At 69.5% G+C, this 24,591-nt stretch carries 28 protein-coding genes and 1 other RNA gene; 12 read left to right on the top strand and 17 right to left on the bottom strand.

Features of this window, described 5'->3' with window-relative positions; translation table 11 throughout:
- The first annotated feature begins 125 nt into the window (after positions 1 to 125).
- A complete protein-coding gene (locus WC555_RS01610; protein WP_373250550.1) occupies positions 126 to 1,262 on the top strand; it encodes a S41 family peptidase in 1,137 nt (378 codons plus the stop codon).
- Here the strand turns inward: WC555_RS01610 and purT are convergent.
- Genes purT through tkt form a run of 3 tightly spaced genes read right to left on the bottom strand, consistent with a single transcriptional unit; the run spans position 1,259 to position 4,804 of the window.
- Complete coding sequence (gene purT / locus WC555_RS01605) at positions 1,259 to 2,458, bottom strand: formate-dependent phosphoribosylglycinamide formyltransferase (protein ID WP_373250778.1); 1,200 nt, start codon at positions 2,456 to 2,458, stop codon at positions 1,259 to 1,261. The genes WC555_RS01610 and purT overlap by 4 nt on opposite strands.
- Complete coding sequence (locus tag WC555_RS01600) at positions 2,455 to 2,850, bottom strand: VOC family protein (RefSeq protein WP_373250549.1); 396 nt, start codon at positions 2,848 to 2,850, stop codon at positions 2,455 to 2,457. Before WC555_RS01600 ends, purT begins: the two co-directional genes overlap by 4 nt.
- A 4-nt stretch (positions 2,851 to 2,854) precedes the next feature.
- Positions 2,855 to 4,804 carry a transketolase gene (gene tkt / locus WC555_RS01595; protein ID WP_373250776.1) on the bottom strand — a complete coding sequence of 650 codons (1,950 nt, stop codon included), beginning with the start codon at positions 4,802 to 4,804 and terminating at the stop codon, positions 2,855 to 2,857.
- A gap of 142 nt (positions 4,805 to 4,946) precedes the next feature.
- Here tkt and WC555_RS01590 point away from each other — a divergent pair, with 142 nt between their 5' ends.
- The 8 genes from WC555_RS01590 (at position 4,947) to WC555_RS01555 (ending at position 8,973) form a co-directional block, all read left to right on the top strand.
- Positions 4,947 to 5,204 (top strand): hypothetical protein, encoded by a 258-nt coding sequence (locus WC555_RS01590; RefSeq protein ID WP_373250548.1) that lies wholly within the window; start codon positions 4,947 to 4,949, stop codon positions 5,202 to 5,204.
- Positions 5,204 to 5,515: a cell division protein ZapA gene (locus tag WC555_RS01585; RefSeq protein WP_373250547.1), complete on the top strand. Its 312-nt coding sequence runs from the start codon at positions 5,204 to 5,206 to the stop codon at positions 5,513 to 5,515. The genes WC555_RS01590 and WC555_RS01585 overlap by 1 nt, the downstream gene beginning before the upstream one ends.
- 51 nt (positions 5,516 to 5,566) lie before the next feature.
- Positions 5,567 to 5,727, top strand: a non-coding RNA gene (gene ssrS / locus WC555_RS01580) — 6S RNA.
- Between the two features lie 115 nt (positions 5,728 to 5,842).
- The gene (locus WC555_RS01575; RefSeq protein WP_373250545.1) at positions 5,843 to 6,388 is read left to right on the top strand and encodes a 5-formyltetrahydrofolate cyclo-ligase; all 546 of its coding nucleotides are present in this window, start codon (positions 5,843 to 5,845) and stop codon (positions 6,386 to 6,388) included.
- Entirely contained in the window at positions 6,385 to 7,206 is an 822-nt protein-coding gene (locus WC555_RS01570; protein WP_373250543.1) for a YmdB family metallophosphoesterase, read from the top strand. The genes WC555_RS01575 and WC555_RS01570 overlap by 4 nt, the downstream gene beginning before the upstream one ends.
- A 178-nt stretch (positions 7,207 to 7,384) precedes the next feature.
- The gene (locus WC555_RS01565; RefSeq protein WP_373250541.1) at positions 7,385 to 7,726 is read left to right on the top strand and encodes a MotA/TolQ/ExbB proton channel family protein; all 342 of its coding nucleotides are present in this window, start codon (positions 7,385 to 7,387) and stop codon (positions 7,724 to 7,726) included.
- The gene (locus WC555_RS01560; RefSeq protein WP_373250775.1) at positions 7,723 to 8,043 is read left to right on the top strand and encodes a BlaI/MecI/CopY family transcriptional regulator; all 321 of its coding nucleotides are present in this window, start codon (positions 7,723 to 7,725) and stop codon (positions 8,041 to 8,043) included. The genes WC555_RS01565 and WC555_RS01560 overlap by 4 nt, the downstream gene beginning before the upstream one ends.
- Positions 8,044 to 8,142: 99 nt before the next feature.
- Positions 8,143 to 8,973 (top strand): DUF5694 domain-containing protein, encoded by an 831-nt coding sequence (locus WC555_RS01555; protein ID WP_373250540.1) that lies wholly within the window; start codon positions 8,143 to 8,145, stop codon positions 8,971 to 8,973.
- Positions 8,974 to 8,975: 2 nt separating this feature from the next.
- On the opposite strand, the gene WC555_RS01550 is transcribed toward WC555_RS01555, so the two are convergent.
- The 4 genes from WC555_RS01550 to purL are packed head-to-tail and all read right to left on the bottom strand — an operon-like array spanning position 8,976 to position 14,656.
- The gene (locus tag WC555_RS01550) at positions 8,976 to 10,547 is read right to left on the bottom strand and encodes an alkaline phosphatase (RefSeq protein ID WP_373250539.1); all 1,572 of its coding nucleotides are present in this window, start codon (positions 10,545 to 10,547) and stop codon (positions 8,976 to 8,978) included.
- A gap of 52 nt (positions 10,548 to 10,599) precedes the next feature.
- The gene (locus WC555_RS01545; protein ID WP_373250537.1) at positions 10,600 to 11,982 is read right to left on the bottom strand and encodes a cytochrome P450; all 1,383 of its coding nucleotides are present in this window, start codon (positions 11,980 to 11,982) and stop codon (positions 10,600 to 10,602) included.
- Between the two features lie 45 nt (positions 11,983 to 12,027).
- Complete coding sequence (locus WC555_RS01540) at positions 12,028 to 12,456, bottom strand: DUF305 domain-containing protein (RefSeq protein ID WP_373250535.1); 429 nt, start codon at positions 12,454 to 12,456, stop codon at positions 12,028 to 12,030.
- Between the two features lies 1 nt (position 12,457).
- On the bottom strand, positions 12,458 to 14,656 hold the full coding sequence (gene purL / locus WC555_RS01535) for a phosphoribosylformylglycinamidine synthase subunit PurL (RefSeq protein ID WP_373250533.1): 2,199 nt from the start codon (positions 14,654 to 14,656) through the stop codon (positions 12,458 to 12,460).
- A 101-nt stretch (positions 14,657 to 14,757) separates the two neighbouring features.
- On the opposite strand from purL, the gene WC555_RS01530 reads away from it, so the two are divergent.
- On the top strand, positions 14,758 to 14,910 hold the full coding sequence (locus tag WC555_RS01530) for a hypothetical protein (RefSeq protein ID WP_373250531.1): 153 nt from the start codon (positions 14,758 to 14,760) through the stop codon (positions 14,908 to 14,910).
- A 9-nt stretch (positions 14,911 to 14,919) separates the two neighbouring features.
- On the opposite strand, the gene WC555_RS01525 is transcribed toward WC555_RS01530, so the two are convergent.
- Positions 14,920 to 15,735, bottom strand: a complete 816-nt coding sequence (locus WC555_RS01525; protein ID WP_373250530.1) for a hypothetical protein — start codon at positions 15,733 to 15,735, stop codon at positions 14,920 to 14,922.
- A 146-nt stretch (positions 15,736 to 15,881) separates the two neighbouring features.
- On the opposite strand from WC555_RS01525, the gene WC555_RS01520 reads away from it, so the two are divergent.
- Entirely contained in the window at positions 15,882 to 16,919 is a 1,038-nt protein-coding gene (locus WC555_RS01520; protein WP_373250528.1) for an aspartyl/asparaginyl beta-hydroxylase domain-containing protein, read from the top strand.
- 13 nt (positions 16,920 to 16,932) lie between these two features.
- Here the strand turns inward: WC555_RS01520 and purQ are convergent, their stop codons facing one another.
- The 6 genes from purQ to purC all read right to left on the bottom strand — a co-directional run bounded on the left by purQ (position 16,933) and on the right by purC (position 21,308).
- Positions 16,933 to 17,595, bottom strand: coding sequence for a phosphoribosylformylglycinamidine synthase subunit PurQ (gene purQ / locus WC555_RS01515; protein ID WP_373250527.1), 663 nt, complete (start codon positions 17,593 to 17,595; stop codon positions 16,933 to 16,935).
- Positions 17,596 to 17,628: 33 nt separating this feature from the next.
- Positions 17,629 to 19,557, bottom strand: coding sequence for a hypothetical protein (locus tag WC555_RS01510; RefSeq protein ID WP_373250526.1), 1,929 nt, complete (start codon positions 19,555 to 19,557; stop codon positions 17,629 to 17,631).
- 76 nt (positions 19,558 to 19,633) lie between these two features.
- The gene (locus WC555_RS01505; RefSeq protein WP_373250524.1) at positions 19,634 to 20,113 is read right to left on the bottom strand and encodes a YbhB/YbcL family Raf kinase inhibitor-like protein; all 480 of its coding nucleotides are present in this window, start codon (positions 20,111 to 20,113) and stop codon (positions 19,634 to 19,636) included.
- 72 nt (positions 20,114 to 20,185) lie between these two features.
- On the bottom strand, positions 20,186 to 20,317 hold the full coding sequence (locus WC555_RS01500) for a hypothetical protein (RefSeq protein WP_373250521.1): 132 nt from the start codon (positions 20,315 to 20,317) through the stop codon (positions 20,186 to 20,188).
- A complete protein-coding gene (gene purS / locus WC555_RS01495; protein ID WP_292030663.1) occupies positions 20,314 to 20,550 on the bottom strand; it encodes a phosphoribosylformylglycinamidine synthase subunit PurS in 237 nt (78 codons plus the stop codon). Before purS ends, WC555_RS01500 begins: the two co-directional genes overlap by 4 nt.
- Entirely contained in the window at positions 20,550 to 21,308 is a 759-nt protein-coding gene (gene purC / locus WC555_RS01490) for a phosphoribosylaminoimidazolesuccinocarboxamide synthase (protein WP_373250772.1), read from the bottom strand. The genes purS and purC overlap by 1 nt, the downstream gene beginning before the upstream one ends.
- Positions 21,309 to 21,581: 273 nt before the next feature.
- Between purC and WC555_RS01485 the strand changes: the two genes are divergently transcribed.
- Positions 21,582 to 21,905, top strand: a complete 324-nt coding sequence (locus WC555_RS01485; protein ID WP_373250519.1) for a DUF1476 domain-containing protein — start codon at positions 21,582 to 21,584, stop codon at positions 21,903 to 21,905.
- A 76-nt stretch (positions 21,906 to 21,981) separates the two neighbouring features.
- Here WC555_RS01485 and WC555_RS01480 read toward each other — a convergent pair whose 3' ends face one another.
- The 3 genes from WC555_RS01480 to purB all read right to left on the bottom strand — a co-directional run bounded on the left by WC555_RS01480 (position 21,982) and on the right by purB (position 24,498).
- The gene (locus tag WC555_RS01480; RefSeq protein WP_373250517.1) at positions 21,982 to 22,575 is read right to left on the bottom strand and encodes a fasciclin domain-containing protein; all 594 of its coding nucleotides are present in this window, start codon (positions 22,573 to 22,575) and stop codon (positions 21,982 to 21,984) included.
- Between the two features lie 113 nt (positions 22,576 to 22,688).
- A complete protein-coding gene (locus WC555_RS01475) occupies positions 22,689 to 23,186 on the bottom strand; it encodes a DNA-deoxyinosine glycosylase (RefSeq protein ID WP_373250516.1) in 498 nt (165 codons plus the stop codon).
- 4 nt (positions 23,187 to 23,190) lie between these two features.
- Positions 23,191 to 24,498, bottom strand: coding sequence for an adenylosuccinate lyase (gene purB, locus WC555_RS01470; protein WP_373250514.1), 1,308 nt, complete (start codon positions 24,496 to 24,498; stop codon positions 23,191 to 23,193).
- Positions 24,499 to 24,591 lie beyond the last annotated feature (93 nt).

Raw genomic sequence — 24,591 nt, 5'->3', positions numbered from 1 at the left:
CCGTGTCAGCCGCGATGAGTCTTGCGCTCTTCGCGGCTCCGGCGTTGGCGGGCGATCCCGCGACCGCATCGGCCGCTCCGTCACCGATCTCCGCCGGGGCGCCGCCCAGCCGGGAACGCGTCCGGATGAACCAGCAGGTCTTCGACCATGTCTGGAACGAGGTGCGCCGCGAATACTATGATCCGCACCTGCATGGGGTCGACTGGAGCGCCGCGCGCCGGACCTGGCGGCCGGTGGCCCTGACCGCCCCGGACGACCGCACCCTGTACCGGTCGCTGCGCGAGATGCTGAATCTGCTCGACGACGACCACGCCGGCGCCGCGCCGCCCGCCGTCGCCCGCCGTCAGGATCAGCTGCGCCAACGGCGCGCGATCGTGGGCCTGTCCCTGCGGGCCGACCGGGAGGACCAGGACAGCTATGTCGTGGAACAGGTCCGCGAGGGCTCGCCTGCCGATGAGGCGGGCGTTGGAGTCGGCTGGCGGCTGATCGCCGACGGCGCCCTGGGCTGGACCCCGGAACAGGATGTCATCGAGGGACGGCCCCTGACCCTGACGCTGATCGACGACGAGGGCGCGGCGCGCCCGACCGTTCTGAACCCGCGCGTCATGGAGCCGCGCCCGGCCTTCGTCGCCGACCGCTCGCGGCCCAATGTGCTGGTGTTGCGGGTTGAAGCCTTCGACCAGGGTCTGGGCCGCTGGATGGGTCAGCAACTGGCCGACCTGGCGCCGGACACGGATGTGATCCTGGACCTGCGGGGCAATCCCGGCGGGCGGCTGATGGAGGCGGATGCGGTGCTGAGCTGCTTCCTGCCGGGCAACCGGACCTGGGCGACCCGCACCTCCCGGAACGGCCGGCAGGTCGCGTTGAAGACGGCCGGCGGATGCGGCGAACTGGCGGAACCCGTGGCCAACGACGTCGCGGTTCTGGTCGACGGCCAGAGTCGCAGCGCCGCCGAACTGACGCCCGCCGCCTTGCAGGAAGCCCGTCGGGCTGTCGTCGTCGGCTCGCTGACAGCGGGTGCGGTGCTGATCTCGCAGGAGACGCGGCTGCCCGATGGCGGCCGGCTGACCTTGAGCCGCGCCGACTTCGTGACGTCCGGCGGCGTGCGGCTGGAAAAGCGGGGCGTGACCCCTGATCTGGCCGTGCCCGATAGCGGGAAGGATCGGAACGCTGGACGGGATGCGGCGCTGGAGGCCGCGGTCGCCGTCCTCGCCGCCCCGCGCGCGGAACAGGCGCAGGCCGTGGCCGCCGCGCCGCTCTAGACCGCGACCGGCCTGACCTTCGACGCCGCCAGGCGGGCCCGCTCGCGCGCCTCGTCCGTCGTCGCGCCGCGCGCCGTCGCCACGCCCATGCGGCGGCGTTCGTAGCTCTCCGGCTTGCCGAACAGCCGCAGGTCGGCCGTCGGCACCGACAGGGCTTCAGCGACGCCCTCGAAGGCGATGCCCGTCGCATCCATGCCGCCGTAGATCACCGCACTGGCGCCGATGTCGCGCTGGCTGACGTCGACCGGCAGGCCCAGGATGGCCCGGGCGTGCAGGGCGAACTCGGACTGGGCCTGGGTCGCGAGCGTGACCAGCCCTGTGTCGTGCGGGCGCGGCGACACCTCCGAAAACCAGACATGGTCGCCATTCACGAACAGCTCGACCCCGAACACGCCGAGGCCGCCCAGAGCGTCCGTGACCTTGCCGGCGATCTCCTGCGCGGCGGCCAGGGCCGCGGGCGTCATCGCCTGCGGCTGCCAGCTCTCGACATAGTCGCCCTTGACCTGGCGATGGCCGATGGGCGCGCAGAAGTCGGTGCGCACCGCGCCATTCCGCATCGAGCGGACCGTCAGCAGGGTGATCTCGAAATCGAAATCGATCCGGCCCTCGACGATGACCGTCGCGGTCTCGACCCGGCCGCCGGACTGGGCGTAGGCCCAGGCCCTGACTGCCTGATCCGGGGACTCGACGAAGGACTGGCCCTTGCCGGATGACGACATCACGGGCTTGACGAAGACCGGCAGGCCGATGCGGTCGGCCGCCTCGGCCAGTTCATCGGCCGAGGTGGCGAAGGCGTAGGGCGAGGTCGGCAGACCCAGCTCCTCCGCCGCCAGCCGACGGATGCCCTCGCGGTTCATGGTCAGCCGGGTCGCCCGGGCGGTGGGGATGACCACCGCGTGTCCCGCCACCTCGATCTCGGCCAGCACGTCCGTGGCGATGGCCTCGATCTCCGGCACGATGATGTGGGGCATTTCCGCGGCGATGACGCCCGCGAGAACATGGGGATCCGTCATCGGGATGACGTGGCTGCGGTGCGCCACCTGCATGGCGGGCGCGTTGGGATAGCGGTCGACGGCGATGACCTCGACGCCCAGCCGCTGCAGCTCGATCGCCACCTCCTTGCCGAGCTCGCCGGCGCCCAGAAGCATCACGCGGGTGGCGCTGTCCGACAGCGGGGTGCCGATACGCATGGTCAGTCTCCGGTGCGGGCGGGTTCGATCAGATCCCAGGCGTTGCCGTAGAGATCCTCGAACACCACCACCTTGCCATAGGGTTCGTCGCGCGGGGTCTCGCGGAAGACAACGCCGGCCGCCGACCACGCCGCGTGATCGCGCACCAGGTCGTCGGTTTCGAGGAACAGCCAGACCCGCCCCCCCGCCTGATCGCCGACGCGGGCGTCCTGATCCGGCGTCGTGGCGCGGGCCAGCAGCAGCGAGGTCTCGCCGCCTTTCGGCGTGACCCGCACCCAGCGCTTGCCGCCACCCATGTCCGTGTCCTCGCCGAGCGCGAAGCCCAGTTTGCCGACGTAGAAGGCGATGGCTTCGTCGTAGTCGCGGACCAGCAGGCTGACGGCGCCGAGACGCGGCACGGCCCTAGAGCCGCGCCTTCGCCGCCGCCACCACGGCTTCCGTGGTGATCCCGAACTTCTCGTACAGCACCTCCGCCGGGGCCGAGGCGCCGAAGCCGGTCATGCCGACGAAGGCGCCGTCCTCGCCGATGAACCGCTCCCAGCCCTGCTGGATGGCGGCCTCGACGGCGACGCGCACCGTGCCGCGGCCGATGACCGAGGCCTGGTATTTCGCATCCTGCTGGAAGAAGAGCTCGAAGCACGGGACCGAGACCACCCGCGTCGGCGCGCCTTCCGCCTCCAGAACATCAGCGGCGGCCAGCGCCAGCGCCAGCTCTGTGCCCGTGCCGAACAGCGTCACCTTCGCCTCACCCTTCGCCGCCCGGATCTCATAGGCGCCCCTGGCCGACAGGTTCTCCGACGCCGCGACGGTGCGGACCGCCGGCGTCTTCTGCCGCGACAGGGCCATGGCTGACGGCGCGGCCTTATGCTCCAGCGCCACCTGCCAGCACTCCATGGCCTCGACCGTGTCGGCGGGGCGGAAGACCAGCAGATTGGGGATGGCGCGCAGGGCGGCCAGATGCTCGACCGGCTGGTGCGTCGGGCCGTCCTCGCCCAGGCCGATGCTGTCATGGGTCAGGACATGGATGGCCCGCACCCCCATCAGGGCGCCCAGACGGATGGCCGGGCGGCTGTAGTCCGAGAACACCATGAAGGTGCCGCCGTAGGGAATGACCCCGCCGTGCAGCGCCATGCCGTTCATGGCCGCGGCCATGCCGAACTCGCGGATGCCCCAGTTGACGTAGCGGCCCTCATAGGTCGGCGCGTCGAAGATCGGCGTGCCCTTGACGAAGGTGTTGTTGGATCCGGTCAGGTCGGCCGAGCCGCCGACCAGTTCGGGAATGGCTGCGAACAGTTCGTCCAGCGCCGCGCCCGAGGACTGGCGCGTGGCCTGGGCCGGTTGGGTCTCGACCAGTTCGGCGATCTTCGCGTTCAGGGCGTCGAAGGCGCCGACGGGCAGCTCGCCCTTCATGGCGCGGGTGAAGTCGGCGGCCCGGGACGAGGCGTTCAGCCGGGCTTCCCACGCCTTGCGCTCTTTCGCGCCGCGCTTGCCGACCTTCTTCCAGGCCCTGTCGATTGCCTCGGGCAGTTCGAAGGGCTCGTGCGTCCACGACAGGCCGAGACGGGTGGCGGCGATCTCGGCGGCGCCCAGGGCGGCGCCATGGGTCTTGTGGCTGCCTTCCATGGTGGCGGCGCCGCGGCCGATCTTCGTCTTGCAGGCGATCAGGGTCGGCCGGTCCTGCCGGGTCGCCCACTGCAGCGCCGACTTGATGGCCTTCATGTCATGGCCGTCGATGGCCTTCACGGCCCAGCCGGCGGCCTTGAAACGGGCCTTCTGGTCCGTCGCGTCGGACAGGGACACCGCGCCGTCGATGGTGATCGAATTGTCGTCCCACAGGACGGTCAGCTTGTTCAGGCGATACCGGCCGGCCAGGGCGATGGCCTCCTGCGACACGCCCTCCATCAGGCAGCCGTCGCCGGCGATGACCCAGGTCCGGTGATCGACCAGATCATCGCCGAACCGCGCCGCCAGATGACGCTCGGCCATGGCGAAGCCGACGCTGTTGGCCAAGCCCTGGCCCAGCGGACCCGTGGTGGTCTCGACGCCCGGCATATGGCCGAACTCGGGGTGGCCCGCGGTCTTCGACCCCCACTGACGGAAGTTGGACAGCTCTTCCTTTGTCGCCGCCTTGTAGCCGGTCAGGTGCAGCAGGCTGTAGATCAGCATCGACCCGTGCCCGGCCGACAGGATGAAACGGTCGCGGTCGGCCCAGTCGGGCCGGCTCGCGTCGAACTTCAGAAATTTCGAGAACAGCACCGTCGCGACGTCGGCCATGCCCATCGGCATCCCCGGGTGACCGCTTTTCGCCTTCTCCACCCCGTCCATGGACAGCACCCGGATGGCGTCGGCCATCTGCTTCGGGGTGGCTTTTTCGGATACGCTCTTGCTGTCGGCCACGGGCGGCACTTTCATCGGGAGGCGGAAAAAAGGAAGCGCGCCGCTTTACCCCGGCGTGCGCGCGGGTTCTATACGGATTCTGGAGGATGTGACCCGAATGGATGCTGCTTCGGCCGCCAAGGACCGTGTCGACCGCGCGCTGGCTCTGCTGGAACGCCGGCTGCTGGATCTCAAGGGGCGTGCGGCTGGATCCAGCCGGGTGCCCGACGACGACCTGTTCGCGCCGGAACCCTCGACCGAGACCGACCGCGCCCGCATCCATGAGCTCGAGGCTGCAGGCCGCGACGCCGCCGAGGCCCTGTCGCGCGCCGCCGAGGCGATCCGCGCCAGCCTGTCCGAACCGGAGGCCCGCTGATGGCCACGGTGACCGTCGAGATCAACGGCCGCCCCTATGCCGTCGGCTGCGCCGATGGCCAGGAGGACCGCGTCCGCACCCTGGCCGGCCAGTTCGACGGCCATGTGCGTCAGGTCGCGGGCGAGGTGGGCCATGTCGGCGATATCCGCCTGTTCCTGATGGCCGGGCTGATGCTGGCCGACGAACTGCATGAGGCGCGCGCCAACGGCGGGGCCGCCCCGGCGTCCACCGCGGCCGCCGCCACCGACGGCGTGGCCGAGGCGCTGAACGCCGTCGCCGCCCGGCTGGAAAAAATCGCCCAGGGACTGTGAGCCGCGGCCATTGTTCCGCCCCGGCGGAAGGACTATCTTGCCCGACGGCGGGTCTTGCTGCGGCCCTCGTCGAAGGCAACATTTCCTTGCGACCTTAATTCACTCGAAGGGAGCTGTCCCTGACCAGGCTCGTGGGCCTGGGCACACGGCGCCCACCTGGCTACCCAGGTCGAGAGGATTTAAACGTCCTTCACGGTTCTTGCGGCGCCGCCACCCTCTCCCTCCTTGTTGCGCTATCGCACGCGACGCGGTCGCTCGCTGCTTGAGCGCGGCAACTGCGCGCGCTAGGGCTGCCGCGCGTGTTCGACGCGGCCGGCGGCTTCTCCCATGACCGACAAGCATCAGCTCCGGGCCGCCATGCGGGCCATGCGCAAGCGTCTGGCCGGGCTGGACGCGGGCGCCGCCGGCCGGGCGGCCGGGCAGGCGAGCGCCCTGCCGCCGGGGCAGATCGTCGCTGTCTATCGCGCCATCGGCTCGGAACTGGACGTCGACGCCCTGTCGCTGGCCCTCAGCCGCGCGGGCCGCGAGCTGTGCCTGCCGGTGGTCATCGAACGGGACGCGCCCATGATCTTCCGCCGCTGGGCGCCCGGCGAGCCGCTCGAACTGGACGAGGCTGGAGTCCCCGCGCCCTTTCCCCTGGCCGGGATCGTCGATCCGGACCTGATCCTGACGCCGCTTCTGGCCTTCGACGCCGGGGGCGGACGGCTGGGGCAGGGCGGGGGCTATTACGACCGGACCTTTGCGGCCCGGCCCGACACGGTGCGCATCGGCTTCGCCTACGCGGGGCAGGAGGTCGAGCGCCTGCCGGTCGAGCCGCATGATATTCGCCTGCATGGCGTTCTGACCGAGACGGGCTATAGAGCCTTCGTATGAGACTGGCTTTTTTCGGTGATGTCGTCGGCAAGTCCGGACGGGACGGCCTGAGCGACCACCTGCCGGGCCTCAAGCGCGACCTGAAACTCGATTTCGTGGTGGTCAACGCCGAGAACGCCGCCGGCGGCTTCGGCATCACCGAGAACACCGCGCGCGAGTTGTTCATGGCCGGCGCCGACTGCCTGACCCTGGGCAACCACAGCTGGGACCAGCGCGAGGCCCTGACCTATATCGTGCGCGAGCCGCGGCTGATCAGGCCGCTGAACTATCCGCGCCTGATGGACGCCCCGGGCGCGGGGGCCAATCTATTCGAGACCCACTCCGGCAAGACCGTGCTGGTCATGAATGTGCTGGGCCGCATTCACATGGACCCGATGGACTGCCCGTTCAGCGCGGTCGAGAAGGAACTGGCCGCCTGTCCGATGGGCATGGCCGCCGACGCCATCATCGTCGACATGCATTGCGAAGCGACCTCCGAGAAGATGGCCATGGGCCATTTCTGCGACGGCCGCGCCTCGCTGGTGGTCGGCACCCACACTCACGTCCCGACCGCCGACTGCCAGATCCTGACCGGCGGCACCGCCTACCAGACCGACGCCGGCGGCTGCTGCGACTATGACAGCGTGATCGGCAACGAGAAGGAAGAGCCCCTGCGGCGCTTCACCACCCGTCTCTCGGGCGGTCGCTACGTTCCGGCCCATGGCCCGGCGACCGTGTGCGGCGTCTATGTCGAGACCGACGACAGGACGGGGCTGGCCACGCGCGTGGAGCCCATCCGGGTCGGCGGGCGACTGTCGCAGGCGATCCCCGTCATCTGAGGGATTGACGAGTGAGATTACAGATGTAATCTCACTGGATTACAAACGTAATCCAGAGGCTGCCATGTCGAGTCTTCGTCTCATCTCCGTCAGCGCGGCGGCGCTGCTCGTTCCCGGTCTGGCTCATGCGCGTCCCAAACTGACCCCGACGGTCGTTTTCCTGGACGCATCGCCGTCCATGAAGCTCATTATGGTCATGTTGGTCGCGGCCTCTGTGGGGGCCATCGTCGTCGCCGTCCGCAAGGTCCTCTCGGGCCCGCGCCTGACCGGCGGCTCGGCCTATCTGCAGGCCCTGCGGCTGGGCGGCCCCCTGATCGGTCTGCTGGGCGCGGCCTGGAACCTCATGATGAGTAATCTGGCGATCGCCAACGTCGGCCAGCAGCCGCCCTACCATGTCCTTGCGCCCGGCGTGGCCGAGGCCGCCTTCCTGTTCGTGCTCGGTCTGATCGCGGGGGTGATCGCCGTGATCTGCAACTGGGTCGTCGAGGCGCGCATTGACCGCGCGGTGCTGCGGCCCTGACCCGGATCGCCGTCACCGAGGCGGAAAGCGCCGTCCTCGCAGCCCTGTGGCGCTGCGGGCCGCTGTCGGCCGCCTCTCTGATGGATGAGGTCCGGTCCCGCCAGCCGTGGGGCGACGCCACCATCAAGACCCTTCTGCATCGCCTGATGCAGAAGGGGGCCGTCCGCTCGCAGAAGGAGGACGGCCGCCAGCGCTATCACGCCGTCATCGACCGCCAGGCCTATGTCGAGGGGGAGGTGCAGGACCTGCTGGATCGCCTGTTCGACGGCAAGCCGGACCGCCTCGTCGCCCTGCTGGCGGAGCGGCCGGACCTGTAGCCCTGGAGGGCGGACGCGCCGCCGCAGTTAAAAATCGGGGAAGGGCGCATCCGAACGGTGGTGTCCGAGCCTCTGGTCTCCAGAACCGGAGCCCGGCCCATGCTGAAATTTCTCGCGGCCGTGATGGCCCTCGTCCTGCCCGCCGCCGCCCTTGCGCAGACGCCCGACCCCACCCCGATCGAGGTCATGGTGCTGGGGACCTACCACATGGGCAACCCCGGCCAGGATCTGCATAACGCCCGGATCGATCCCGTCACCACTCCGGCGAAACAGGCCGAACTCGAGGCCGTCGCCGAGGCGCTCGCGCGTTTCCGGCCGACGGCCATCGCCGTCGAGCAGGTGGCGCGGAACCAGTCCGACATGCTGGATCATCGCTATCCCGCCTTCACGCCGGCCGACCTGCTGACCAATCCGGATGAGCGGGTTCAGGTCGGCTATCGCCTCGCCCACCGCCTTGGGCTGGAGAGGGTCTACGCCATCGACGAACAGGATCGTGAAGGCCAGCCCTCCTATTTCCCGTTCGAAGAGGTCCAGAGCTGGGCCGAGGCCAACGGCCGTTCGCCCGTGCTGGGGGCCATGCACGAACAGGTCGCGACGATGATCGGCGAGATGGAGGCCCGCCAGCAGGCGGACACGGTCGGCAGCGTGCTGCGGTGGATGAACAGGCCGGAAAGCGCGGCGTCCGACCAGACCTTCTACACGGCGATGCTCGTCTTCGGGGCGGGCGATGTTCAGCCGGGCGCCCTCCTTAACGGTCGCTGGTATACCCGCAACGCGCTGATCTTCGCGCGCCTCATGCAGGCCGCGAAGCCGGGCGACCGTATCGTGGTCATCTACGGCTCCGGCCACAGCTACTGGCTGAGGCAGTTCGTCCAGACGGCGCCGGGTTTCCGGCTGGTCGAGGCCAACGACTATTTGCCGCCTGCCTGACCTCAGGCCGCGACCACCCGCGCGTCCCCGCTCGCCACCGCGAACTTCGCCCGTGTCGTCAGCGTGCCGCCCTTTTCCGACACCTTGTCCAGCACCTTGAACTCGGTCTGCCAGCGTTCCGGCGTCACGTCGCAGACGGCGTAGCCGCGCTGGGCGTTGTTGAATTTGAGGAACGGATTGTCGGCCAGATAGCGCCGGCCGTCGGCCCGCTGATCCTGCCCGTCGCCCGAGGAGCTGATCGAGGTGGTGACGAACTCCGAGGCGATCGGCGCCCCCTCCGGGTTGCGGCTGTCGCGGTACAGCTCGCCGGCGTAGTTCTGGTGCTCGTCGCCGGTCAGAATGACGGTGTTGCCGATGCGGCGCTCGCGCAGCCGGTCCAGCAGCCGCTGGCGCGGGATGGCGTATCCGGCCCAGGTGTCCAGGTTATAGCCGGTCTCGGGCCCTTCCTTGCGGTCCAGATCCATCACCATGATCTGCTGCGCCAGCACCTTCCAGTGGGCGCGGGACTGGTCGAGGTTGCGGTACAGCCAGGCCTCCTGCGCCTCGCCCATAACCTGGGCGTCGCGATCGGAAACGCCGGCGCAAGTGGTGGCCCAGGCGTCGTTGCACGGCTGGTTCGAGCGATAGGAGCGGGTGTCGAGGAAATTCAGATCCAGCAGATCGCCCCAGGCGGCCTGACGGTAAAGCTGCATCTCCACCCCGCGCGGGAAGGCCGACCGGCGCAGCGGCATGTTCTCGTAGAAGGCCTGCGCCGCAGCCTGCCGCCGCAGGGCGAAGACTTCGGGCGGCGTCCCGTCCTGATCGAAGGCCCCGACCCAGTTGTTGTCGGTCTCGTGGTCGTCCCAGGTGCAGTACCAGGCGGTCGAGGCGTGGCAGGCCTGCAGGTCCACGTCCAGCTTGTACTGGGCGTAGCGGCGGCGGTAGTCGTCCAGCGAATAGATCTCGCCGCCGAAATGCTGGCGCGGGTTCTCCGACGTCCCGCCCGAGCCGTTATAGGTGCGGCTGCCGCGCCCTTCGTAGATGTAGTCCCCGTAGCAATAGATGAAGTCGAGCCGCTCTTCGGCCGCCTTGCGGTGGGCGGTGTAGAAGCCCTGCTCATAGGCCTGGCAGCCCAGCACGCCGAAGCGGGCCTGGGCGGTCGCGGCGCCCGCCGCCGGCGCGGTCTTCGCACGACCCGTGGCGCTTCGTTCCCGGCCGGCGCTGAAGCGGTAGAAATATTCGCGGTTCGGCTCCAGTCCCTCGATCTCGACGTGGACGGCGTGAGCCAGTTCGGGCCGGGCGATGGCTTCGCCGCTGCGGACGATCGTCCCGAAGCCGGCGTTGCTGGCGACTTCCCAGTTCACCGGCACCGGCGCCGAGGGCATGCCGTTGCCGATCTCGAGCGGCCGGGGGGCCAGCCGGGTCCAGATGACGAAACCGTCGGGGGCCGGATCGCCGGCGGCGATGCCCAGCTGGAAGGGGTATTCGGCGAACACCGGATCGGCCAGGGCCTGGCGGCTCGAACCGGCCAGGGCGCCGCCGGCGCCGAGGCCGAGCAGCAGTCCGCGACGGGAAAGGGAATCGAACGAGCGCATGGCGGCCTCCGGACAGGGAAGGCTTCGACCTAGCCCGGAATTGTGACGGTCGTCACGCGGTCCGGCGGGCGCGAAGGCGGAGATGGATCGGCGTGTGGCTGCGCAGGGTGATCTGGTGCATCGGGCGCGGTTCGACCGTGCTTATCGCCTCGACGTCGGCGGCGCGCAGTATGGTCGCCAGGGCGATCATGGCCTCCTGCATGGCGAAGGCCGCGCCGATGCAGACCCGCGGCCCGGCGCTGAACGGAATATAGGCGTAGCGGTCGATGGCCTTGCGGTTCTCGGGCAGGAAGCGTTCGGGCCGGAACGCCTCCGGGTCCTCCCAAAGCAGCTGGTGGCGATGCAGCACCCAGGGCGAGATGGCCACCGCCGTTCCGGCCTCGATCGCCTGGCCGCCGATGACGTCCGGGCCCAGGGCGCGGCGCGCCAGGGTCGGGGCCGGCGGGAACAGGCGCATCGCCTCCTCGATCACCGCGCGGGTCCAGGGCAGGGCGTCGGCCCATTTCGGATCGGTCAGGTCGAAGGCGTCGGCCTCGGCGCGAAGCCGGGCGGCGACGTCGGGGCTGCGCGAGATCAGGTGCAGCGCCCAGCCCAGGGTGCGGGCCGTGGTCTCGTGTCCGGCAAGGATGAAGGTCAGGATGTTGGCCGCCACCTCGCGGTCGGACAGGGCGGCCCCGTCCTGTTCGTCGCGGGCCAGCAACAGGGCCGACAACAGGTCGTCAGGAGCGTCGGCGCCGCTCTCGATCAGGGCGCGGCGCCGGGTGACCAGGTTGGCGACCCGTTCCTCGAAGAAGCGCGCCACGCCGCCGCTGGCGGCTCGACCCAGCCGGGGAATCCACGCCGGCGCGGCGATGACGTCCAGGGGATCGATGCGCGCGCCCATGGCCAGATACCGGTCCAGCGCCCGCTCGAACCCGCGCGCGTCGCCCTCCAGCTCGTCGGAGAAGAGGGTGGCCGACAGGATGTCGAAGGTCAGCCCCGACATCTCGCTGTCGATGTTCATCACCCGGGCGCCGTGTTCAAGCGGCCAGGCCTCGACGCGTCGCACGCACACCTCGCCCATGCGCGCCGCCAGCCGTTGGGTGCGCGCGGGCGTGAACAGGGGCGCGAGAATGCGCCGCGCCCGACGCCAGCTCTCGCCCTCGGTCAGCAGCAGGCCATCGGCCAGAAGGGGGCCCAGCACGCGCCGTTGCAGGGCCCCCTTCTCATAGTTGGCCGCGTTATCGGTCAGGACGTGACGCACGCCCTCCGGGTGGCTGACCACGATGATCGCCCCCATCGGGCCCTTGCCGTAGAGCTGCGGCTCGCGGAAATGCCGCTTGGACCACATCAGCAGCGGATTGCGCCAGCCGACCCACAGGAATTCCGCGAAGCCCAGCGGCTTGTCGCGCCGGGGCGGGGTCCAAGGGCGGAACGTCGGGGAGCCGTCAGCCATGACCGGACGCTACGCCCGGATGCGGACCCGCGCCAGCGGGGTGCGTCAGTTCGCCGGGGCCGGCTTCCAGGCCTGCATCCCGGCGATCTCGCGGGTCTGGCTGTCGACCACGACCTGGGCCATGCGCCGGACCTCGGGATCCCGCGAGTTCCTCAGCGCCACCTCGGCCATGGCCACGGCGCCGCGATGGTGTTCGATCATCTTGGCGATATAGGCCTGGTCCACGGTCTCGCCGGAGGCCGCCGTCATGCGCTCATGCATCGCGGCTTCGGACGCCGCAAAAGCCCGGTCGCCGACTGATGGACCGTGTCCAGCCGTCGCGTGTCCGGTGGCAGAGGTCGTCGCGGTCTCGCGGACCGTGGCCGACTGGTTCGCCGTCGCGGTCTCGCGCAGGGCCTGTTGAACGGGATCGCCGCCGCCGTCGCAGGCGGCCAGCGCCAGGGCGGCCAGCAGGGTTGTCAGAACGGCGCGCATCTCAGCCCTCGATCCACTTCGGCATCCACGCCTCATGCATTTCCCGCAGGTGATCCAGCGGCAGGCGGAACAGCTCGCCCGACGCGAAGTCGCGACCGACGGCCCGGCCCACGACCGAGGCATGCAGGCCGGCCGACTGGGCCGCCGCGATGATCCCCGCCGCGTCCGGCACGGCCACCAGATAGCGGGCCTGATCCTCGCCGAAGAGCAGGATGTGGGCGTGGGCCGCCGAGGTGGCGTCCAGTTCGACGCCGACGTCCGAGGCCAGGGCGATCTCCGCCGCCGCCCCGATCAGGCCGCCGTCGGACAGGTCGTGGACGCAGGTCAGGGCGCCGGCCTCGATCTGTTCGCGCACGAAGTCGCCGGTCTTGCGTTCCAGCGCCAGATCGACCGGCGGCGGCGCACCGTCCTCGCGGCCCAGCACTTCGCGGAGATAGAGGGACGAGCCCAGTTCGCCGACCGTCTCGCCGATCAGCACCAGCACATCGCCCTCGACCATGCCGCCGAAGCCGACGACGACGTCATAGTTGGTCAGCAGGCCGACCGCCCCGACCGTCGGGGTCGGCGGAATGGCCGCGCCGTTGGTCTCGTTGTAGAGGCTGACGTTGCCGCTCACGACCGGGAAGTCCAGCACGCGGCAGGCCTCGGCCATGCCGTCGATGGCGCGGACGATCTGGCCCATGATCTCGGGCCGCTGCGGATTGCCGAAGTTCAGATTGTCGGTGATGGCGATGGGCAGCGAACCGACGGCGGTCAGGTTGCGCCAGGCCTCGGCCACGGCCTGTTTGCCGCCCTCATAGGGATCGGCCTGGACGTAGCGGGGCGTGCAGTCCGAGGTCATGGCCAGACCCTTGTCGGTGCCATGCACCCGCACCACCCCGGCGTCGGCGGCGGTGGCCGAGTCGTGCAGGGTGTCGGCCATGACGTGGCGGTCGTACTGCTCCCAGATCCAGCGCTTGGACGCCATGTCGGGGCAGCACAACACCTTCAGCACCGCATCGACCCAGCTGTCCGGCGCGGGGATGGTCTTGGCGTCCAGCCGCGGCTGCAGTTCGGGCTGGACCCAGGGCCGGTCGTACAGGGGCGCATCGTCGAACAGCGGGGCCAGCGGCACGTCGCAGACCGTCTCGCCGTGATGCTTGAGCACCAGATGACCGGTGTCGGTGGTCACGCCGATGACGGCGGCGTCCAGGCCCCATTTCTTGAAGATCCGGTGGCCGTCTTCCTCGCGGCCCGGCTTCAGCACCGCCAGCATCCGCTCCTGGCTTTCCGACAGCATCATCTCATAGGCGGTCATGCCCTCCTCGCGCTGGGGCACGGCGTCCATGTTCAGCTCGATGCCGACCGCGCCCTTGCCGGCCATCTCGACCGAGGACGAGGTCAGGCCCGCGGCCCCCATGTCCTGGATCGCCGCCACGGCGCCCGAGGCCATCAGCTCCAGCGTCGCCTCGATCAGCAGCTTCTCGGCGAAGGGATCGCCGACCTGCACGGTCGGGCGCTTCTCGTCGGAGTCCTCGTCGAACTCGGCCGAGGCCATGGTCGCGCCGTGGATGCCGTCGCGGCCGGTCCTGGAGCCGAAATAGACGACCGACAGGCCCGGGGCCGGCGCGGCCGAGTAGAACAAGGCGTCGGCCTTGGCCACGCCCACGCACATGGCGTTGACCAGGATGTTGCCGTTGTAGCCGGCGTGGAAATTGGTCTCGCCCGCCACGGTCGGCACGCCGACGCAGTTGCCGTAGCCGCCGATGCCCGAGACCACGCCCTTGACCAGCCGCTTCGTCTTCTCGTGCGACGGATCGCCGAAGCGCAGGGCGTTCAGCAGGGCCACGGGCCGGGCGCCCATGGTGAAGACGTCGCGCATGATGCCGCCCACGCCCGTCGCCGCGCCCTGGTAGGGCTCGATGTAGGAGGGGTGGTTGTGGCTCTCCATCTTGAAGATGCAGGCGTCGCCGTCGTCGATGTCGATGACCCCGGCGTTCTCGCCCGGCCCGCAGATGACGCGCGGCCCCTTGGTCGGGAATTTGCCCAGGTGGATTTTCGACGACTTGTACGAGCAGTGCTCGGACCACATCACCGAGAAGACGCCCAGTTCGACGTTGTTGGGCTCTCGACCCAACCGGTCGAGGACGACCTGATACTCATTCGGGGCCAGGCCGTATTCGGCGGCCAGTTCGGCCATGGTCTTCTGCGGAGCGCTCATGGGCGCGCCTTCTAGCCGTTCACGGGGCGAGTGTCAGCCGCCCCTGAGCGGAACATCGCCCGTGGACGGCCATTGATCCCGTGAAGCCGAAGGAGGCCGTGATGCCTGACCAACCCATCGACCCCGCCGCGACCCCCGAGGATCCCGACGCCCCGGAGATCGCCGCCGACGACGCCGGGGCGTCCGCCGCCGCCGAGCGGGCGTTCAAACACGCCGCCAACGACGATCAGACGGTCGAAGACGAGGTCGAATAGACCGGCGGCCTAGGTGTCGTTCCTGACCGCGTCACGCCGTTCGACGCCGCGGATCAGGCCGAGGCTCAATATGATCGCCCCGACCAGCACCGCGACCGCCGCCGCCAGCGCCACATAGGCCAGGGTCGTGTTCCGCGGCTGTTCGGCGACAAAGGCGCCCAGCAGGCCCCAGGCGATGGGGATGACGTAGGCGACGGTGCGGATCCGCTGCGTCACGGCGAGCGCGGCCGCGACCACCACGCCGATGGCGATCACCGCCCAGACGGTCGGCGACAGGAAAGCGGGCAGGTCGCCGTTGCCGGTGGCTACGGTGATCAGGTTCAGGGGCGCGGCCACCGTCAGCCATCCCGCCAGCAGCGCCATCGGCCAGACCACCATCCAGCGGTCGCGCTCGCGGACGGGCAGGGCCCGGATGGCGCCGGCGTTCTGCAACAGCGGGATCAGCACCACCGCCAGCGAGCCGAAGATCAGCACGATGGTCGCGACCTCGGCGTCCAGGGCGGCGGCGACGACCCACAGCCCGATGCCGGCAAAGGCCAGGGCCGAGGGCCAGCCGAACCGGTGGATCAACAGACTCTCGCCCGTCTGCGGCAGCACCTGACGCACGGCGTAGACCAGCAGACCCAGATAGATGACGCCCCAGATGGCGAAGGCGTAGCCGGCCACCCTCAGCGTCGTGTCGCTGTCCGCGGAGAACTCCGCGGGCGTCTGGCCCCAGCCCAGCGCCACCTGCGCCTGACCGACGATCACGGCGAAAAGCGCGGTTCCCAGCACGATCAATCGCCGGGTCGTCTGGGCGGGGGTGGCTCGAACGATGGACGACATGGGAAACTCCTCGGGACGGCTTACCCCTAAGTACGTCGCGGAGCGGCCAAGGTTTCATTTCCGGACCGGGGCGCTTCGTGGCGGGTTCAATCCGTCGTCTGCGGTTTCAGCTTGACGGACGCCGCTCGCCGACCTCCGATCAACGAATGGACGAGGCTGCGGATCAGAAAGGATGGGAGGCCCGGCTGGCTGATGCCGACCGGACCCTGTCGTCCGACCCTCGTGATCTTCGCGCCCTGATCGCCAAGGGCGACGCCTTGCTGGGACTGGGCGACGCCCGCGCCGGGGCCAGCTTCTACAGTTCGGCCCTGCGCGCGGCCGGGGATGGCAGGGGATTGCCCGCCGATCTGGTGGCGGAACTGCGTCGCGCGCAGGCCGCGGTGCGGGATCAGGCGGCCGCCTTCAACACCTACCTGACAGACAGCCTCGCCCGGGCGGGTTTCGATGCAGCCACGTCCAGCGACCGGTTCGCCCTGTCTCTGGATTTGATGGCCGGCCGCAAGCGGCTGTATCAACAGGAGCCGCGCTTCTACCTGTTCCCCGGCCTGCCGCAGATCCAGTTCCAGCCGCGTGAAACCCTGCCCTGGCTGGCGGCGGTCGAGGCGGCGGCGTCCGGGATCCGGGGCGAGCTGGAAGCGCTGCTGGCCGAACCGGATCTGTTCCGTCCCTATGTCGAGCCGCGGGCCGACCGTCCGAACCGCGACGACCTGGGCATGGCGTCCAACGCCAGCTGGAGCGCCCTGTATCTGTGGAAGGACGGCGAGGAACAGCCCGAGATCGCGCGCCGCTGTCCGCGCACGCTCGAGGCCTTGGCCGATGTTCCTCTCTGCCGGGTCCCCGGACGGACGCCGTCCATCCTCTTCTCGCGGCTGAAGGCCGGGGCGCGCATCCCGCCGCACCACGGCCTGATCAACACCCGTCTGATCTGTCACCTGCCGCTGATCGCGCCGCCCGGCTCGCGTTTCCGGGTCGGCAATGAGGTGCGCGAATGGAAGGAAGGACAGGCCTGGGCCTTCGACGACACCGTCGAGCATGAGGCCGCGAACGAAAGCGACCAGGACCGCACCATTCTGATCTTCGACGTCTGGAAGGCGGAGGTGACGGAAGAGGAGCGCGCGCTGGTGTCGGCGATGTTCCAGGCGATCGACGGCTATGGCGCCGGCGGCAAGGCCTGGGGAGTCTGAGCGGCGGCGGGGCTCAGGCGGCGGCGAAGACGCTGCGGAACAGGATCGCGCCGTCGGCCGAGCCCAGCTCTTCCTCGAAGGCGCGGTCCGGGTGCGGCATCATGCCCAGCACATTGCCGCGCGCGTTCTGCACCCCCGCGATATCGTTCACCGAGCCGTTGGGATTGTCGACATAGCGGAACACGACCTGGCCTTCGCCCTCGAGCCGGGCGAGGTCTTCGGGCGCGGCGAAATAGTTTCCGTCGCCATTGCCCTGGGTCATGATCACCTCCCGCTGGCCCTGGTAGCCGGCGGTGAAGCGGGTCTGGCCGTTGGCGACCGTCAGGCTGATGGGCTTGCAGACGTATTTCAGTCCGGCGTTGCGCAGCAGGGCCCCGGGCAGCATGCCGGCCTCGCACAGGATCTGGAAGCCGTTGCAGATGCCCAGCACGGCGACCCCGTCGTCGGCGGCCTTCTTCACCGCCTGCATGACCGGCGCCTGCGCCGCCATGGCCCCGCAGCGCAGATAGTCGCCGTAAGAGAATCCGCCCGGCAGGACGATCAGGTCCAGCCCCGACGGCAGTTCGGTCTCCTGGTGCCAGACCATCTGGACCTGCTCGCCGGTGGAGCGTTCGATGGCGACCTTGCAGTCGCGATCACAGTTGGAACCCGGGAAGACGATGACGGCTGCGCTCATGGCGGCGCCCTTTAGCAGCGTTCGGCCGGCTTGTCAGTCACTGGCGTCATGACCCGAGGAAGGGTCGCCCGCCCGCGCCGGAAGGGCGGGCAGCCGTCCGTCCCGGCGCAGCATCGCCTTGGCCACGTCGCGCAGGTGGATGGTCAGGGAGAAATAGGACCCCGGTTCGGGGGACTCCCCCTGCTCCACCGCGCTTCCCGTCGCCAGCGCGCGCCGGGTCAACCGCAAGGCGGTCGCGACGTCGTCCTTCATCGCGGCCGCGCCCGCGACCTGCAGAAGCGCGTCAGCGGCGGTCGAGCGCCCGATCGGCGTATCGGCCAGGTCGGCGAAACGTTCCACGCAGACGGCGGCCGAGACCCGGTCACCGGCTTCCAGCGCCATATGCCAGCAATGGATCAGCATCTGTCGCTGATCATCCGGCGTGGCCGCCGCCAGATGACTGTCCAGACGCGAGATTCCCCGCCCGGCGGTGAAATCCCGTCGCAACGCCGCGTCGGGCGGCAACCAACCCAGGGCCCGGGCTCCGGCGATGTCGTCGCGGGACAGGAGGATGGTCTGCAGGCCCTGCGTCGCGCCCGGCTGGCCGTCGCCCGACAGGACGCCCTGAGGATCTCGCCCATCCGCGAAGGCGCGGCCCTGCGCCGCGGCGAGAGGCCGCCATTCCTCGATCAGCGCCTCGGCCCGATCGGGACGGTCCAGCCCCAGCCAGGCCGCGTGGATCGCCGGCAGCAGGAGTTGCAGATGGCTGTCGCCTCTGGTCCGGGCATGGGCTTCGGCCCGCTCGGTCAGCGCGACGGCCTCGGGCGCCTCGCTGGTCTGCACCAGAAGCGTCAGGGCGCGCGCCAGCCGGGAGCCGCTGCCGAAGGCGTCGGCCGCGCGCATCGCCTCCTCGAACGTTTGTCGCGCTGTCCCCCGCACGAGGGCGGCCTTGCCGGCGCGGTCAGCCTTGGCCAGCAGTCCGTCACGCGCCGAGGCCAGTTCGTCCTCGGCCTCCTGCATGACGCCCGCCTCAAGGACGGCGGGGTCTTCTGCGGTCTCCGCTTCGTTCGCCTCGGCCTGCATGGCCAGCAGGGTCGCGCGCTGCTCGGGAGTAAGGTCGGCGAGCATCTCCTCGAAGGCCGCATCCCGGACCGCCTCGAACTCCGCCATCTGAGCGACCGCCACCTGTTCGAGCACCGCCTGTCTCCGGCGCAGGCGGCCCAGGCTGTGCGATGCGTCCGCCGCGTCCGACACCGCCGCCGCCTCCGCGAACAGGTCGAGATCAACGAGGGCGTTGATCAGCGCCGGCTCGTTCTCCGGCGACAGACGGGCCAGAACCCGGCGCGCCGCCGCCGTGTCGCCCCGCTGCGCATACAGCCTGGCCAGGTCCGTGGAATCGGCCCCCAGGACCGCGGCCTCGTCGGCTCCCGAAAGATCCACTTCCCAGGCGGCCATGATCGCGGAGGCCAGACGCTCCGGTTCGGGCGTCTGGACGCCGGGCCGCATCAGGGCGGTCGTGATCATCTGATAGGCGTCCAGCCGACCGAACGAAAACAACCCCTCCTGAAGCGGATTCATCATGGCGTAGCCCCCGGTGACGGGCAGGGCCTGCAAGGGGGCGAGAACCGCTTCCGCGTCCGACCCGGCCCTGGCGGCGGCGGCTGCGGCGTCGATGGCGTCGAAGAAGGGCCTGGTCTCGAGGTTTTCGGGGAACTCGCCGGCGGGCGGCTGGGCCGGGACCGGCGTCGTCGCGCCGGCCAGCATCAGGATATCGGGACGGTCTTCCAGGTCCGGGTCCGTGACCAGAAGGCCCGGCCCGCTCCGATGCACCATGCCCCGAAACCAGCAGATGGCCACGTCCGGTTCCGCAAGACATGCCTGCGCCTCGGTCCAGGGCCGATCCGGCGCCGCCTGCGCGAGGGCGGCGGACAGCGGCGCGAGCGCCACGGTGAAGCTCAGAACCGAAAGAATTCCCGAACGCATACGGCTGCTCCCCCCGAGACAACTCTGCCCCATCCTTCTGATTGCCGGAAGAATGTGTCAGCCGCGACGACGGTGATCAGCCGTGGCCCTTGTTCTCGTACACGCCGGTGACCGACGCCTTCGCCAGGGTGTGGAAATGCAGGTTGAAGCCGAACAAGGCGCCCGAGTTTTCCGGCGTCACCTCCAGCCGCTCCGTGTCCACGGCGAAGACGGTGAAGATGTAGCGATGGGGTCCATGCCCCGGAGGCGGGGCGGCGCCGCCGAAGCCGGGTTCGCCGAAGTCGGTGCGACCTTCGACCGCGCCCTCGGGCAGGCCGTCCGATGACGCGCCTTCCGCCAGTTCCGTGACGTCTGCGGGGATGTTGGCCACCGTCCAGTGCCAGAACCCCGAGCCCGTCGGCGCGTCGGGGTCGTAGCAGGTGACGGCGAAGCTCTTCGTTCCCTCGGGCGCGCCGGACCAGCCGAGCTGCGGCGACCGGTTGCCTTTGGCGTGAACCTGGGCGTCCGGCAGGGCGCCGCCGTCGGTGAAGCCTTTGGACGTGACGGTGAAGGCCATGGATCGCTCCTCGCTGCGGTTGGGCGTGATCCTAACGCATGATCGCGGTCCGGGTCGCCCCGTAGAACGTCCCTAGTGCGCCGCTTCCTTCGCCGCGGGCGTGAAGGCCGCCTCGTCGGTCAGGCCGCCGGCCAGGGCCGCGGCGAAGATCAGCACGCAGACCACGACGAAGGCCGCGACCGAGAACTGGATCAGCCGTTTCACGCGACCTCGATGCGGTAGCTTTCGATCACCGTGTTGGCCAGCAGCTGCTCGCACATCTTCTTCGCCTCGGCGGCGGGATCGGCGGCGCCGTCCAGGTCGAACTCGATCAGCTTGCCGACGCGGGCGTTGGCGACCCCGGCCCAGCCCAGACCATGCAGGGCGCCTTCGACGGCCTTGCCCTGGACGTCCAGCACGCCCGGCTTGAGGAAGACGTGAACCTTGACCCTCGCCATCAGTGCAGTCCCCCCTGAATCACGGTCGGCATGTCCTTCATGATGCCGAGGCGGCGGGCCACCTCGGTGTAGCTTTCGATGACATTGCCCAGATCGCGGCGGAAGCGGTCCTTGTCCAGCTTCTCGCCCGTGTTGGTGTCCCACAGGCGGCAGGAATCAGGGCTGATCTCGTCGGCCAGGATGACCCGGCTGAAGTCGTTCTCCCACACCCGGCCGAACTCGATCTTGAAGTCGACCAGGGTGATGCCGACCGCGCCGAACATGCCCGACAGATAATCGTTCACCCGCACCGTCATGGCCAGGATGTCGTCCAGCTCCTGGGTCGTGGCCCAGTTGAAGGCGGTGATGTGCTCCTCGGTGACCATCGGGTCGTTGAGCTCGTCCTTCTTGAGATAGAATTCGATGATCGAGCGAGGCAGGGGCGTGCCCTCGTCGATGCCGAGGCGCTGGCTCATCGAGCCGGCGACGATGTTGCGGCAGACGACCTCCAGCGGAATGATCTCGACCTCGCGGATCAGCTGCTCGCGCAGGTTCAGCCGCTTGATGAAGTGGTTGGTCACGCCGATGCCGTTGAGGCGCGCCATGATGAATTCGCTGATGCGGTTGTTGATGACGCCCTTGCCTTCCAGCTGGGCCTTCTTCTCGCCGTTGAAGGCGGTGGCGTCGTCCTTGAAATACTGGATCAGGGTGCCGGGCTCGGGACCCTCGTAGAGGATCTTGGCCTTGCCCTCGTAGAGCTTCTTGCGTTTGACGTTCATCATGTCTGGTCCGGGCGGGGCGCGCCGGAAACGCAAATCGCGCGGCCAGACCCGGGTCTGGGCGGCTTGATCCGGAATCGCGGGCGTGCGGGAAAAAGTCGCGGAACCCCTTAGCGGATGCGGCGCCGCGATACAAACAGCGGCCGTTCGGCGGCTGCGGCGATCACGTCGCCGCAACCCCGTCAGTTCTGGTTGCGTTCGGCCATCGGGTGGATATAGACCACCTCCACCGCGGCCCCGCTCATGGCCGCCTGATGGAGCCTGGCGACGCGCATGACGACCTTCGACGATCGGGAAAAGGGCTTCGAGTCCAAATACGCCCTCGATCAGGAACAGGAGTTCAAGGCGGTTGCCCGGCGGAACAAGCTCCTGGGCCTGTGGGCGGCCGAAAAAATGGGCCTGGGCGCCGACAGCGCCGAAGAATACGGCCGCGCCATCGTCAAGGCCGATTTTGAACAGCCGGGCGAGGAAGACGTCTACCGCAAGATCGCCCAGGACCTGGAGGGCGCCGGCCTGACCGTCTCCGAGGGCGAAATCCGCCGCAAGATGGACGAGCTGTCCTCGGTGGCGCGCGAGCAGATTCGCAACGGCGAGTAAGCGCTCTCTCCCGTCAGATCGAAAAAGGGCCGCTCCAGCGATGGAGCGGCCCTTCTCGTTTCGAAGGCTTCTGCCCCTAGTTGGGCATGGCCACGGTGTCGATGGCGTGGATGACGCCGTTCGAGGCCGCGACGTCGGCCTGGACAACGCGCGAGACGCCGCCGTTTTCGTCCGTCAGGGTGACGACGCCATCCGCGCCGGCGCGCGCGGTCAGCGTGCCGCCTTCGACCGTGGTCAGGGCGGCGCTGCCGCCGCCGGCCTGGATCTGTTGCGTCAGCGTCGCCGCGTCCACCCGGCCCGGAACCACGTGATAGGTCAGGATCTTGGTCAGATCAGCCTTGCCGGCGGGAGCCATCAGGCTGTCGCGCGTGGCGGCCGGGATCTTCTCAAAGGCGGCGTTGGTGGGGGCGAAGACGGTGAAGGGGCCGGCGCCGCCGAGGGTCGCGCCCAGATCGGCGGCCGTGACGGCGCTGACCAGGGTGCTGAAGTCGGGATTGCCCTGGGCCACGGCGACGACGGTGCCAGCGGCGGCCGGAGCGGGGGCCATGGCGCTGGTGTCGGTCGCCGCGGCGTCCGCCGGAGCGGCTTCTTCGGCGTTGTTGCAGGCGGCGAGGGCGAGCATGGCGGCGATCGATACGCCGGCGAGCGTGGCGGTTCTGGTGATTTTCATGGCTTTTCTCCTGAGCGACCGCCGTGCCGGCGGTTCGGGGGGAGGTACTGTTCAGGGCAGGAAAGGATGCAGGCCGGGCCCGTATTGAGGCGCGACACGTGACCGCACCCCCGTCACCGGACCGCGAGGAAAGACCCCGAGATCGCCCAGGCCGCCGCCTTCTCTGACAATGGCCGGGTGTAGGCGGGGCTGGACGACGGCAGGTCGATGAGGGTGATGTGGGGCCGGGGGGCCAGGCCGCGGCGACCGAGACGGGCGGCCGTTCCGCCGTTGAAGGCGACGGCCCTCAGCGCCGGCAGACTGTCGACCAGCCGGTTCAGGTCGGCGGCCTCCGCGTTGCGGATGGCGGCGTCGAGGCTGCCCGCCCGGTCCGCGCGGGCGATCACATCCCACAGACCCACGCCCGCCGCCTTCAGCGCCTCCAGCCGGTCGGCATAGGGCAGGGCGGCCAGGTCGATCCCGATCACCCCGCCGGTCAGCCGCCAGAAGGCGTTTTGCGGATGGGCGTAGTACTGCGCCGCCTTCAGCGAGGCGTCTCCCGGCAGACTGCCGAGAATCAGCAGGCGCGTGTTCGCGTCGACGACCGGGTCGAAGGCGCGTTTCAGCGTCATGGCCTCAGTGTTGTTCGGGGCCGAACACTCGCGCGAACACCGTGTCCACGTGCTTGGTGTGATAGCCGAGGTCGAACAGGGCCTCGAGTTGTTCGGCCGGCAGGGTCACCCGGGCGTCGGCCTTGAGGAAGTCGAGGAACCGGCCCTCGCCGCGCCAGACCTTCATGGCGTTCTCCTGCACCGCCGCATACGCGTCTTCGCGGCTCACGCCTGCCTGGGTCAGGGCCAGCATGACGCGCTGGGAATGCACCAGCCCGCCCAGCAGGTTCAGGTTCTTCTCCATATTGGCCGGATAGACCTGCAGCCGCTCGACCACCCCCGCCAGACGATGCAGGGCGAAGTCCAGATGGATGGTGGCGTCCGGCCCGATGCCGCGCTCGACCGAGGAATGGCTGATGTCGCGCTCATGCCAAAGGGCGACGTTCTCCATCGCCGGCACCACCGCCGAGCGCACCAGCCGCGCCAGACCGGTCAGATTCTCGGTCAGGATCGGGTTGCGCTTGTGCGGCATGGCCGAGCTGCCCTTCTGGCCCGGATCGAACGGTTCTTCCGCCTCCAGCACCTCGGTGCGCTGCAGGTGGCGAATCTCGATGGCGAGGCGCTCGACCGACGAGGCGACGACGCCCAGGGCCGCGAAGAAGGCGGCGTGCCGGTCGCGCGGGATGACCTGGGTCGAGACCGGCTCGACGGCCAGACCCATCCTGTCGGCGACGTATTGCTCGACCGCCGGATCGACATTGGCGAAGGTCCCGACCGCGCCGGAGATGGCGCAGGTGGCGATCTCTTCCTTGGCCGTGAGCAGCCGGCGCTTCGCCCGCTGGAACTCGGCGTGATAGCCGGCCAGCTTGAGGCCGAAGGTCACCGGCTCGGCGTGGATGCCGTGGCTGCGCCCGACGCAGGGGGTGAATTTGTGTTCCTGCGCCCGCTTCTCCAGCGCGGCCAGCACCCGGTCGACGCCCTCGACCAGCAGGTCCGAAGCGCGCGCCAGCTGCACCGCGAAACAGGTGTCCAGCACGTCAGACGACGTCATGCCCTGGTGCAGAAACCGCGCTTCGTCGCCGACGATCTCGGACACATGGGTCAGGAAGGCGATCACGTCGTGCCTGGTGGTGCGTTCGATCTCGTCGATGCGGTCGGCGTCGAACACCACATCCTTGCCCTTGGCCCAGATCGCCTCGGCGGCGCTGGCGGGAATCGTGCCCAGCTCGGCCATCCGGGTGGCGGCGTGGGCCTCGATCTCGAACCAGATCCGGTATTTGGTCTCCTGGGACCAGATGGCGACGGCGGCGGGGCGGGAATAGCGGCTGATCATGGGCCGGTCGTGTCGGTCCGGCGACCGGTTGAGTCAAGCGCCGCTTGTGCCGGGCTGTGGCGAACTCGGCCTTCCGCGACTGGCGGCGAAGCC

Source organism: Brevundimonas sp. (assembly GCF_041648615.1).
Taxonomy (GTDB): domain Bacteria; phylum Pseudomonadota; class Alphaproteobacteria; order Caulobacterales; family Caulobacteraceae; genus Brevundimonas.
The sequence above is the reverse complement of the archived record's forward strand: the minus strand, read 5'-3'. Positions and strand labels throughout refer to the sequence as shown.